Annotated in this window: 6 protein-coding genes; 2 read left to right on the top strand and 4 right to left on the bottom strand. The window is 44.2% G+C overall.

Translation table 11 applies throughout. The annotated features are described in order from the left end of the window. On the top strand, nt 1-367 hold a 367-nt coding region (locus tag ACUVJL_RS40380; RefSeq protein WP_445250965.1), incomplete at its 5' end, for a CHAT domain-containing protein. A gap of 116 nt (nt 368-483) precedes the next feature. On the opposite strand, the gene ACUVJL_RS40375 is transcribed toward ACUVJL_RS40380, so the two are convergent. From ACUVJL_RS40375 to ACUVJL_RS40360, 4 genes are all read right to left on the bottom strand, one after another. Further along, nucleotides 484-5,799: an AAA family ATPase gene (locus ACUVJL_RS40375; RefSeq protein WP_445250964.1), complete on the bottom strand. Its 5,316-nt coding sequence runs from the start codon at nt 5,797-5,799 to the stop codon at nt 484-486. A gap of 334 nt (nt 5,800-6,133) precedes the next feature. Further along, nucleotides 6,134-6,547 carry a hypothetical protein gene (locus ACUVJL_RS40370; protein WP_445250963.1) on the bottom strand — a complete coding sequence of 138 codons (414 nt, stop codon included), beginning with the start codon at nt 6,545-6,547 and terminating at the stop codon, nt 6,134-6,136. A gap of 476 nt (nt 6,548-7,023) precedes the next feature. Then, nucleotides 7,024-9,165: an NAD-dependent DNA ligase LigA gene (gene ligA / locus ACUVJL_RS40365; RefSeq protein ID WP_445250962.1), complete on the bottom strand. Its 2,142-nt coding sequence runs from the start codon at nt 9,163-9,165 to the stop codon at nt 7,024-7,026. A 397-nt stretch (nt 9,166-9,562) separates the two neighbouring features. After that, complete coding sequence (locus ACUVJL_RS40360; protein WP_445250967.1) at nt 9,563-10,540, bottom strand: Npun_R2479 family HD domain-containing metalloprotein; 978 nt, start codon at nt 10,538-10,540, stop codon at nt 9,563-9,565. Nucleotides 10,541-11,007: 467 nt separating this feature from the next. Here ACUVJL_RS40360 and ACUVJL_RS40355 point away from each other — a divergent pair, with 467 nt between their 5' ends. Further along, nucleotides 11,008-12,753, top strand: a complete 1,746-nt coding sequence (locus ACUVJL_RS40355; RefSeq protein ID WP_445250966.1) for an alpha/beta hydrolase — start codon at nt 11,008-11,010, stop codon at nt 12,751-12,753. The last annotated feature ends 187 nt before the right edge of the window (nt 12,754-12,940 follow it).

The following is a 12,940-nucleotide window of genomic DNA, read 5'->3' as shown; positions in this document are numbered from 1 at the left end:
AGACTTGTTAGTATTAAGTGCTTGCAGAACAGCCTTGGGCGATCGGGACGCAGAGTTAGGTTTTGGAGGTTTAGCAGTAAAATCCGGCGCCAAATCTGCTTTAGGCAGTTTGTGGTATGTTGACGATGGAGGCACTTTGGCCCTGATGAGCGAATTTTACCACCAGTTGCGAGGAGCCACAACTAAGGCAGAAACTCTGCAACTTGCTCAACAGGCGATGATTGCTCGTAAAGTTCGGAGCGAAAATGGTCAGTTAGTGACAATAGCGGGCAACTTGAATTTACCGACTAACATACAACAACCAAACCAAGATTTTTCTCATCCTTACTACTGGAGCAGTTTCACCCTCATCGGAAGTCCTTGGTAAGCTGCCATATTTTATACCAAATCCCGTTGAAATATCCCGTTTATTCTTTAGCCCGCGCAGTCGGGCTTTAGTTGTGTAGTAGCGGTTTCAACCGCCGAACTCGCGAGGAAGAAGTTCTATTTCTGTTTCATCACAACCAAAGTAATATCATCAAAAACCTTCTGAGTGCCAATATACTGTCGCACATCATCAATCACGGCTTCCCGAATTTCAAGGGCACAGCGCTGACGATTTTCAACCACCACTTGCCACAACCTTTTTAATCCGTACTGCCCTTGATTAATATCTTTAGCTTCAGGAATTCCATCCGTATAAAGCACCACCACATCCCCAGGATTTAACTGCACTTCTGTTTGAGCAATAAACTCGCCAATCTCTTCTACTAAGCCAAGGGGGAATCCTAAATCTATCGTATCTATGCACTCCAATTTTCCCTCAGCCCGCACCACAATTATTTCCTCATGTTGTCCGCTTAATTTCAGGACACCTCCGGCATAGTCTAATATAGCTAGAGACATATTTCTCGGGGACTCCATGCGCTGGAGATTATCATAAAGAGTCTGATTGAGGACATCCAAAAACTTTACAGGATCTGTTTCGTTCATTTTCTGAAGCGTCCTGACAGCCGTTTGTGCCATAATCATCAACACGCCGCTTTCTAAACCGTGTCCCGTGACATCCCCAATGCTAATCTTGACTTGACCATCCTGTTGCAATACGTCGTAGTAATCGCCGCCCACTTCATCGGCTGGTTCCATAAATCCAGCTATTTCTAAGCCTTCAATTGCCTCTAATTCTGACTGTTTTGGCAACACCATTTGTTGCAGTTGTTTGACAATATCGAGTTCCGCACTCATTCGCAGATTGTCTTTTTTCAGGAGTTCATTGAGAGTGCTAATTTCTTGATTAGCTTGAGCTAGTTGAGCTGTGCGTTCTTGGACTTGATCTTCTAAGGTGCGATACAGCAAGGCATTTTCAATGGAAATAGCGGCTTGGGAAGATAGAACTTTAAGGACTTCTAAACGATCGAGCGTAAATGCCCCAGTAGTCAAATTATTTTCTAGATACAGAAGGCCGAGCAATTTGCCTTGATTGATAATAGGAGCACATAAAACCGACTTAGGCTGATTTTTCACAACATAAGGTTCGCTAATAAATACACCTTCTTTCGTAGCCTCTGATAGCACTATATCTTCCAGAGTTCTTTCGACATATTTAAACATCCCCACTGGCATATCGTCCCCGGCTTCAACAGCAATTGATTGCAAAACTTCCACCTTGGGTGGATCGAATTGACCAGTCGCTTCAATAGTTAACTTGCCATTATTTGATAAAATCAGTAAACCTGTTTGTGCGCCTCCATTCTCCAGCAAAATATTCATTAATCTGGCTAATAATTGCTCAAGGACAATTGCACCAGCAAGAACTTGGGAAGCTTTGATAACTGTGGACAAGTCTATATTTGAACTTGCTGCAGTTGTTGAAGAAGCTGTGCCAATAGCAGTAGTCTGCAAATCAGTTTGTTTCTGGGCCGATACCTTGGGTAGCAACTGCGGATATTTCTGCTCCAAATCCTCTACTTTACGCTTAGCCCCCCAAAGTTGGTAGCCATAATGCGCTTTTCTCATATAAAGTTTGGCAATTTCCTCTTTGCCTTTCCCTAACCAGAACTTAGCTGCCAATTCATTACCTAAAGCTTCATTCTGAATATACTCATTTTCATGAGCTGAAGCAATAGCGCGATCGTACAAGTCCCATGTTAATTCTATTTCTTGACCAGTAATGCGAGCAATTTCCGCTTCTACCAGTAGATATTTGTGCAGGAAGTTTTCAGGACAGTTATCAGCCCAAATTTTCATCTTCTGTTGATTGACTTTTAAAATTTCCTCATATTCCTGCTGTTGCGAGTTGGTAGCAGTTGGATAAAGAGCCGTTAAAATTAAAGAATAGTATATATAATGGTCGGCTTGACTGGGTATACCTGAAATAAAAACGATAATTTCATCGCTTTTTTTTGCGGTTTTCAGAGCATTTTTATAATCTCCATATAGGAATAAAATTTGTGTTTTAAATAGGTTATACGGCACTATTCCCGTCATAAATTTTTTTTCTTCGCACATTTGGAGGCACTGATATTCATCAAAATTCTCATCGCTAAAAGAAAATTTGTCCAGGGTTAATCCCTGTAAATTTAAGATAAAATGCTGATATAATTGCTGAATACCAACCAAAGCAGAATTTTTGATTTGCTTGTTAAACTCAAGATATTTGTTAGACTCATCCAGAATACTCTCAAAGTTTTCGCCAGCTATAATTCTTTGGAGAACCACATGGTAAGAATTATAACCCGCCCAAATATCTACAAATTGTACACCTATTTGGTAGCCCTTTCTAAGAATAGGAAAACCTTTTTTAAGATGGCTTCGCCAGGGATTAATATGAGCACCGAACACCTCGAGAACTTTGCAAGATAAACTAGCATTATTAAACTGCTCGACCAGCTTCATGCCTAATTGACCAAATTCATAACCAACCTTATAATCAGCGAATCTTGAACCTGCCATAGCTCCCCAGGAAGCATAACCATAAGCCGACGGCTCGGAGTTGCCGTGTTCAATAGAAAGATTTGCCATTTTGAGTGAGTGCAAAGCACACAAGTCTGGGTTAGTAAAATAAGTAGGTCCACTAAGATTTTCTAAAAGCTTCATACAGGCTATTATTTCTGAGTTAATCATCTTTGGTGCATCAATTAGCTCTGCTATCTTGATTCTTTTGAGACTAGCTCTGTATAACTGTAACTCTAATTCAAATTCTGACAAAATTTCTGCTTTATTAGCTGTGGGCAAACTGACTCCCAAAGTGTTTAAGGCGTCTGAACCTATTTGTATAGCTTCTAAATATTTGCCTTTATTATCATATAAAATTACGCGCATATTCTGAATTTCTGCTCGTTCTAAATTAGAGTGAGCCTGAGTTAATATCAAATCAAATAACTCTTCGGCTTTTTCAAAGTTACCGCAGAGATATTCACATTCAGACCGTTCTCGATATAAACTAAAGGTCAAATCATAATGCTCTTGCCAAGCATCTCCCGGCAACATCTCTATTCCCGTAGTAAAATATTGCTCTAAAGCAGCGGCATAAGCCGTTGAAGCTTTGGCTTTTCTCCCCGCTTCCAAGTTCAATCGTGCTAATTCCACCCGTTCCGATTCATCAGTTATTAATTCCCAAGCTAAGTTTAAATGATCGACTATTTCAAAGATTTTTTCCGGTAGTTGCTCAGCAGATACATTCGCTAGCAACAGCCGCCCAATTTGAAGATGAACCGCTTTTTTCTGATTGTCATCAATCAGAGCATAAGCCGCTTGTTGTACCCGGTCATGCAGAAATTTATAATCTTGAATTAATAGGTTTTCATCTAACTCTGATGTGGGCAAGATGAATCCGGTCTGAACGGCTACAACTAAGTCAGAAAAAATTACCTCTTTCGGTTTTTCACTAACGATCGCAAGAGTGTTTAAGTAAAAAGAAGAACCTATACAAGATGCTAAACGTAAAAGCTGCTGTGTGAGCGCCGGCAGTTTCTTTAACTTGCCTATCATCAATTCTACAACATTATCGGTAATATTTTGTGCCTCAATTTGGTCAATATTCCAATGCCAACTATGCTCCGGGAAATCAAAAATTATCAGGTTTTCCGCGTACAGGGTTTGGAGAAACTGATTGACAAAGAATGGATTACCACCTGTTTTCCTCATTACCAATTCTGCCAAGGGTTTTACCGAATCAGTTTCCCTATATAATGTATCGGCAATCAGTTGGCTAATATTTTCTAGTTCTAAAGGTGCTAAGGTAATATAATTGATAGTGGCTCCATCTTTGAGCAATCCATCCAGCGTCATCATCAAGGGGTGCGTTGGGCTAACTTCGTTATCCCGATAGGCTCCAATTAAAAACAGATATTGCATATCTGCATCTGTCATCATCAGTTCAATTAAGTTGAGTGTCGCGGAGTCTGCCCACTGTAAATCATCGAGAAATATGACTAAGGGATGCTCTTTTGTGCAAAAGGCTCGGATGAAGTTACTGAAGACAATATTAAACCGAGTTTGCGAATCGCTTGCCCCTAATTCTGGCACGGGTGGCTGTGCGCCGACAATTAGTTCTACTTCGGGAATTACATCAATAATCACCTGACCATTAACACCAAAAGCACCTCTAAGTTTTTCGCGCCATTGTTCAAGTTTTGCTTCACTTTCAGTTAATAGTTGTCGCACCAATCCCTTAAAGGCTGTGACAACAGCCGAGTAAGGAATACTCTTTTGAAATTGGTCAAATTTGCCCGCGGTGAAATAGCCGCGCCGTCGGGTATTGGGTTTGTGAATTTCGGCTACTAGAGATGATTTGCCAATGCCAGAATAACCGGCCACCAACATCATTTCTATTTGGGATTTGGGATTGTCCGCTACTCGCTCAAATGCTTTTAGTAGTGCTTCTACTTCGGCTTCGCGTCCGTAGAGCTTTTGGGGAATTTGAAACTGGTCGGAAATGTCTTGAGCCCCTAAAGAGAAATCAGATATATTTCCTGTGGTTTGTAACTGATGCAAACATTCTGCTAAATCATTTTTGATTCCGAAACCACTTTGGTATCGCTCCTCAGCGATTTTTGCCATCAGTTTCATTACAATATCTGACACGGCCTTGGGAATTTCTGGATTAACTTCATGAGGATAAATTGGCACTTTAGCCATATGACAATGCACTAACTCCAGGGCATCAGTGGTTTCAAAAGGGAGCTTTCCTGTCAGTAACTCATAAAAAGTGGCACCGAGGGAGTAAAAGTCGGTGCGGTAATCTAGAAAACGATTCATTCTTCCTGTTTGTTCAGGTGAAATATAAGCTAAAGTACCTTCTAAGACGTTAGGATTTTTTAGGGTAGGATTTTGGAGGGTGAATTGAGTAGAAATACCAAAATCTATAATTTTGAGTTGCCCGATTTCTGGGTTGAAAACAATATTGCCCGGGTTAATATCTTTGTGAACAATATTCGCCGCGTGAATACTGCTTAGAATTTCTGCCGTTTTAATAGCAATTCTCAGAAATTCCTGTAGGGGCCATAATCCCCTGTCTGAGTCCCCACGTTCATTCATCAACTGTTGTAAAGATACCGCGCCAAAATCCTCAAGGATGATACACAGGGTCCTCTGATAGGGTTTTAATTCATAAGCTTTAATTACTCCATCGATATTCAGATTTCGGGTAATTTCATATTCCTGCTTATAGCGAACCAGTTCGGAGGGGGTAGGATAGTCTTCTTTGAGGAATTTAAGGATGACGGCTTGGTTGTCCTGTTGGCGGATACCTCGATAAACGGTGGAGTTGATACTTTCGTAGATTTGAGTAATAATTTGGTAGCCGTTAATTTTAAACATTTTTAGGTTTCCATTATAGAGGTAAATGTTATTAAAGATAGTCAGCAATTATTATCAGCAAACGCACTGATCCATTATAGTAGCGGAGGATGCTTTGAGACCCATGCTAAAGGTGAAATCTTCACATTAATATACTGCGGCACATCCTCTATCACAGATAGTACCTCATGGCAATAGCAGGTAACTTTCATTACCTGCTAATTTACAACAAGAAAAACAATAGTTTTCCGATCTTTATGGCTGGAGTATTTTCACGGTGAGAGTTTTTTTGTAAGTCCCATATTTTAAGTAGCAAATCTGTTCGTTCAACAATCATCTCTAACCCACAGATGCTCTATCTAGGGTTGATTTGTCTCGGATTTGGTGCTGCTGTTCCGTAATTGACTCGACAGCCGATGTTGAACAAACTCGAACTGCACTCAAGAGGGACAATCTGCTGATCGAGGAGGGCGCTGCAACTGACATACTCGTCGTTATTAGTATCTCTTACCATACATTCGATCGGGTTAGCTCCCGATCGCGCCGACCAACTCTTCATACCTACGACTGCAATTATATGCTGCCAGTAGAAAGCAAATAGCAACACTGCAAACAGTACAGCAACTGCTAATCCTACTTTCAATTTCCAACTATTTAGGACGTTTACCAAACTGTTTTTCACGTTTTCCACCCCAGAAAGTGAGCTTTGGGTAGTTGTTTCTGGAGTTGGTAAGTTTGTTTGTGTTTGTTCTGCTGGAATTTCCGACATAATGTATCTCCTATGATTGCTGGGATTTGGCTAAGCTGGAAGTTGCGATCGAGCATTCTTACAAATTATACAAAATTTTAGCAAAAGTAGCCTGTACTCATGGGCGGGCTGGGAGCAACGGCCCACAGGAACATTTAACTCTTTTTTGTGGAACAGGCATCCTGCCTGTTTTTGAGAATAGCCGGTAGAGAAGAGTATGTATATTCAGAAACTGGGCTCTGGAGCACCCAATGACTGCAAATATCGATCCCTTGGAGGGATACTCCCCCGCGATCGCGCTTTTTATTCCCTTTGAGGGATTGCATAATTCTTGATTTCATATCTTACATTTCTTCCTGGTTATTGGTTATTGGTTATTAATTATTGGGCATTGGCATGGAGAATGGGGCCCAAAAGCATGGGGCCGAAAAGCATTGGCAATAAAATAACAAATGACTAATGACTAATGACTAATGGCTTCTTCCCTCTTCCTTCGGCTATAGCATGGACAATAACTCGGATTCCGAAACTCGAGCTATTCCCAAAGATAGAGCCTTCTCCAACTTAGAACCCGCATCTTCTCCCACAACTACATAGTCAGTTTTAGCACTAACAGAATTTGTAACTTTTCCTCCCGCTTTTTGAATCAAATCTTTGGCTTCATCTCGTTTCAGACTAGGCAGAGTTCCGGTAATTACAAATGTTTTGCCCGCTAGAGGTAAACTTATCTCTGCTGAATTTTGACTTTTGACTTCTGACTGTAATTGCAAGTCCGCAGCAATTAAGCGTTCAATCAAACTCTGATTTGCCGGCACTTGAAACCACTGATAAACAGATTGAGCAATTTCTGGTCCAATACCGTAAACGCCTTCAATAGCTGCGGCTGATGCAGAGGCTAAATCTGTGACATTGGTAAATCTTTCTGTCAGCAATTGAGCATTCACGCTGCCGACATGGCGAATTCCTAAAGCATACAATACCCGCGACCAAGGTTGAGTTTTGGAATTGGCGATCGCACTTACCAACTTTTCTGCTAACTTCTTACCCATGCGTTCCAAACTCATCAATCTTTCCGCAGTCAAATCGTACAAATCCGCTGCAGAATGCACCAGATTGCTATCAACCATCTGCTGCACCAACTTTTCCCCAACACCGTTAATATCCAGAGCATCCCGGCTGCAAAAATGAATCAGTGAACCCCTCAAAATCGCTGGACAAGATGTATTGATGCAGCGAGTAACGGCCTCCCCCTTTTCCCGAACCACAGGCTGTTCGCATTCGGGACAGCAACTAGGCATTTGGAAAAGTTGAGCATTTTGGGGGCGAAGTTCCGGCAAAACTCGCACAACTTCTGGTATAATCTCGCCAGCTTTTCTGACAATTACAGTATCGCCAATGTGCAGGTTAAGATCGGAAAGTCGATCGCTATTATGGAGAGAAGCCCGCGAAACGGTCGTCCCCGCCAACTGCACCGGTTTGAGTTCCGCTACAGGAGTCAGAGCCCCGGTTCTCCCTACTTGTACGGTGACAGCTTCTACTATTGTAGGGACTTCGGCAGCGGGATACTTCAGGGCGATCGCCCAACGCGGAAACCTCTGAGTAAAACCCAATTGTTTTTGCAGTAAAACCGAATTAATCTTAACAACAACCCCATCCGTCATGTAAGGCAAATTCCGCCGCTCAGTATCCCAATATTCGTAATACTCGCGAACTTCATCCAAAGAATAGCAAATTTTGCGATGGGGATTCACCTTAAACCCCATTTGTCGCAACAATTCCAACGATTCCCACTGGGTGTTACCCTCGTTACCCCGATCTAAATGCAGAGTATAAGCAAAGAAATCCAACCGTCGCTTATCCACAATTTTAGAATCCAACTGCCGCAGCGTACCCGCTGCAGCATTGCGAGGATTAGCAAACAATTGTTCCCCCGCTTTTTCCCGTTCCCGATTAATTTCCTCAAACACAGCTAAAGACAAAAAAGCCTCTCCCCGCACTTCCACAACAGGAGGCGGATTATCTAAATTGAGCTTTAAAGGAATCGAGCGAATAGTTTTGACATTTTGAGTAATTTCCTCTCCGGCTATGCCGTCTCCCCGGGTCGCACCGCGAACTAAAACCCCATTTTTATAGGTTAAGGCTAAAGCAGAACCGTCAATTTTTAACTCGCAAACATAGGAAACCCCCCCCAACCCCCCCTTGCTAAGGGGGGGAGTAATTTCCCTGTTTTCCTTATTGCTAATGGAAGATGTTATTCCCTCTTGTCCCCCCCCTTGATAAGGGGGGGTTAGGGGGGGTGCATTTCCTTCTTGACCGGGGGTTAGGGAGGGTGCTACTCTTTGCCAGCGTTCCTGCCATTTACCAAATTCCTCAAAATTAAAAGCATTTTCCAAACTGTAGAGAGGAATATTGTGCTTGACGCTAAAAAATTGAGTGGCCGGCTGTTCTCCCACGCGCTGAGTCGGACTTTCCGCAGTAATTAATTCAGGATAATCTGATTCTAATTCTTGCAACTGGCGATAAAGTCGATCGTACACCTCATCTGGCATAATCGGCGCATCGAGAACATAATAAGCATAGCTAGCTTCCTGTAGCTGCTGCCTCAACTGTTGAATTTGCTGCTGAATCTTTGCTGCCATATCGATTTAAGGTTTTCGATTTTCGATTTTCGATTTTTGATTATTACTCTCGATTTTAGCTCAAAAAAAAGGAGCGAGCAACCTCTCTGCTGCCCGAGAGATTTTAGATTTGAGATGATCAATTTCAATTTGAGCTAAAAAAAAGCCAGCAACTAGAAAATCAAAAGTTATCCTAATTATAACCCCGCCCAAAAACGGATACTTGTGAACAACAGGAGTCGCCATCCGCCCAAAATTTTCGACCATAGTTCAAGCTGCCAGATTCATCTGGGGAGTAAATCTAAAATCCTTCGACGCTCGCGCTCGCCGAACGTCTCGCCGAACGTCTCACGCCGAAGTCTCAAATCTCAAATCGACTGACTCGCCTTTATAGCTGCCGAATTCGGCGCGTAAATCATTACAAATTCAAGTTGGGAAACTCGGTAAATTTCTTGTTTTCTCCGGACCTGGAAGGTTGAAGATTCTCACCATCTTTTTCGCCGTTCAAGTTGCTAGTGGAGCCAGATTTGATGAAGTCTTGAGCATTATGCTTGAAAGCGAGCGGTTCAGCGTGTTCTACCTGAAATACGTTGGCGTAGAGGTTGGCAATAATCTGTTTGCCTCCCTGGGTCAATTCCAAGTAGTTCAAAGCTGCTGGAATGTAGGGAAAAACTCCATTCCAATAAAACTTGGCGTAATTTTGCCGCAAATCTCCCGGCGACTTGTAGCCCAAGATTTTATTAGTGCCGACTTCCTCAAATTCGTAGAACAGAGCACTTATTTTTCGCAGGTAATTGGGGTCGCTCAACTGACCGATCAAATCGGCGGCCCTAGCGAGTCCAGAATAATTGTTTCTGTCTTGATGAGTTTCGCTAGCAGGAACTGGGAAGCGAGTCAATTCAATATTGCGCTTGATTTGTTCGGCATCAATTAATGTGTGGCCACCGAAGCGTTCGTCAATTACGAGTTTTCCTCGATCGACATGAAAAGGAGTTAAACTGGCAGAAGTGGCGCCAATAGCCACAGGAACCATGCCCCCGTCAATACCCGTAGCGTAGAGTCCCACAGCTTCTTGGTCTTGGCGGCAAACACCTTTGACGTAGCCGATATCGTGGCACAGCAGTGAGATCAGGTAGTGCAGCCAATCTTCCGGCGACACTCCTCCTTCGCGAATATGCTTGCCGCGGAGAATCTCTTGTCCTACCAAAGCCACCAGCATTGTATGTTCCACATTGTGGTATAGAGCATCGCAGTTAGCGATATTTTCCAGAGCCATAGTCCCTGCCCAGGCGATAATTTCAGGGTAGTCAGGCTTGTACTTGCCGTAGGTGCGACGGTAGCCGGCCTGCAGCTCTTGAACAAAAGCGTCAATCAGGATAGCAGTTGCATTGAACATCATAAATCCTCTCACTCAGACTGTAGTTACAAACTTGATCGAAAATATCTTGCATAGCTGAAAAAGTAATCAATCGGCATTCCATTAGGTTTGACCCCTCGCCCAAAGACGTATACAAGCCGCCGACAGGAGTCGTGAAGCTCCCAAAATTTTACACTCTTGTTCAAGCTCCCAGATTCATCTGTTGAGTAAATCTAAAATCTCAAATCGTTCGACGCTCGCGCGACTCGACGCTCGCGCTCGCCAAACGTCTCACGCCTCCGTCTAAAATTTCAAATCGACTAACCCCTCGGGGTTGAATTTTAAATTTCAGCTAGCCTTGTCAAGTCAGAAAATTACTTTTAGGCTATGCTTCCCAAGATAACCTAATTTCCGAAGTAACAGAGCGATTTTTGGGCATTAAATCTTGGTAAAAAAAATTACCTCGTTTCACCGACTAATTATTAGAAGTCCTAGGTGTGAAAGTTATGAACTGTTTGTTTCCAAGTCTCTCCACTGCTGCCCTTCGCACTCGGCGGTTGCTCGCCCCAAAATACTTAGGATTGTTTGCATTCACGGCTGTTTGCACCGCCGCACCGGCTTTGGGAGCCGAGCGAATTTACGTAACTTACGGGCCGGTAGAAGTATCTGTGCCGATCGAATCCCTGGCACTGTTCGCCAAAGAAGGCCAAATAGACTCGAACTTGGACGGCTTCGCTCAGTACGCCAATGAATCTCAGCTAGCTGAGATTCGCAGCGCCCTGCAAGCGAAAGCTGAAATCAGCCATGTGACTATCGCCCAATTCCTCTACACGCCTCAAGGAGAAGTGCTGCTGAGACGCTTCGGTAGACTAATTCAAACCAAAGCTCGGCAGCCGGGATTTTATGCCATCCGAGCCGCCCTGATTTTAGCAGCCTCGGATCCAGAAGGCCTGACAATCGTCAACGTGCTGCGGAAATTCCCCACTTACGGTATCAGGATTGACATCACCCGCGGCTTGGGTATAGCCAACGAGCTGACATCGCTGATCAACCGTTCCAATCAGACGATCGCCGGAGTCGCCCAGTTGTCGGAAGCACAAGCAGCCTTAGAACCCACCATACCGCCCGCCGTAATGCTGCAGCCCCAGCTACCGGGCCCCTATACTTGGAAAAAATCATCGGTAACTCTGACGAGTCCGAATCGCGATCGCACGTTTAATATGGACATTTACTTGCCACAGCGGAGCCCGCAACCGGCCCCAGTAGTAGTAATTTCCCACGGTTTAGGTTCCGATCGCATTTCCTTCCAGTATTTAGCCAAACACCTAGCCTCCTACGGCTTTGCTGTCGCCGTCCCCGAACACCCCGGCAGCAACGCCCAACAAATCCAAAACTTAGTAACAGGCAGAACCAATGAACTAGCAGAACCAGCAGAATTTATCAATCGCCCCCTCGACATCAAAGACCTGCTCGATTATTTAACCAAACTTTCTACAACCGATCCGGCCTACCAAGGGCAGCTCGACTTGCAGCGAGTCGGCGTCATCGGTCAGTCTTTCGGTGGCTATACGGCTTTAGCTTTAGCCGGGGCGGGGATTAATTTTGCACAGCTAGAGAACGACTGTCAGCTCGAAAACGAAACTTGGAACCTCTCCCTGCTGTTGCAGTGCCGCGCCCGCGGCCTAGAGCGCAACCAGTACAATTTCGGGGACCCGCGCGTCAAAGCGGCGATCGCCATCAACCCGATCGTCAGTAGCATTCTCGGAGACACAAACCTCAGCCAAATCAAAATCCCAGTCATGATCATCGCAGGCAGCGCCGATACCGTCGCCCCCGCTTTGCTCGAACAAATTCAACCGTTCACTTGGCTGACATCGCCCAACAAATATCTGGTACTGATGAACAACGGGACTCACTTCTCAACGATCGAGGACTCCCCTCAAAGCCTCTTTCTGCCACCAGCAGAGGCGATCGGGCCCGAACCAGCTTTAGCCCGTCGCTACGTCAGCGGACTGAGCCTAGCTTTCATGGAAACCTATTTGAACAACAAATCAAATTTCCGCCCGTATTTGCAGCCCTCCTACGCTTTAAGCATCTCCGAAGACACTCTCGGACTGAGAATTTTGCGATCGCTCACCCCGCAGCAACTCCAGCAGTTCAGCAGTGGTTCACCTCCTCGCAGACCAGTCTCTCCACCTGCCCTCGCTCCTGTTTCTCTACCTTCTCCACCTCCCATCGCTCCCGTTCGTTAGGGTTGAGGTGCGCCGAAGAGCGCCCTGGCATATCTTTTAGCGCGGGGGCGATCGCCCCTGTCAATCATTTAATCAGCTTTCCTGATGACTTCAATCAGTTTTACTGTCGTTAAACCCCTTTACAAACATTAAGAAGACCGTTAATAATAGAAACATCATCCGAACATTGACAACCAAATACAGCAAT

The sequence above is a fragment of the Microcoleus sp. OTE_8_concoct_300 genome, from assembly GCF_031383065.1.
Taxonomy (GTDB): Bacteria; Cyanobacteriota; Cyanobacteriia; order Cyanobacteriales; family Microcoleaceae; genus Microcoleus.
The sequence above is the reverse complement of the archived record's forward strand: the minus strand, read 5'-3'. Positions and strand labels throughout refer to the sequence as shown.

Excerpts from the sequence above, each read along its gene's own strand:
- ACUVJL_RS40355 (WP_445250966.1), top strand. The coding sequence starts at position 11,008 with ATGAACTGTTTGTTTCCAAGTCTCTCCACTGCTGCCCTTCGCACTCGG.
- ACUVJL_RS40375 (WP_445250964.1), bottom strand. The coding sequence starts at position 5,799 with ATGTTTAAAATTAACGGCTACCAAATTATTACTCAAATCTACGAAAGT.
- ACUVJL_RS40370 (WP_445250963.1), bottom strand. The coding sequence starts at position 6,547 with ATGTCGGAAATTCCAGCAGAACAAACACAAACAAACTTACCAACTCCA.
- ACUVJL_RS40360 (WP_445250967.1), bottom strand. The coding sequence starts at position 10,540 with ATGTTCAATGCAACTGCTATCCTGATTGACGCTTTTGTTCAAGAGCTG.
- ligA (WP_445250962.1), bottom strand. The coding sequence starts at position 9,165 with ATGGCAGCAAAGATTCAGCAGCAAATTCAACAGTTGAGGCAGCAGCTA.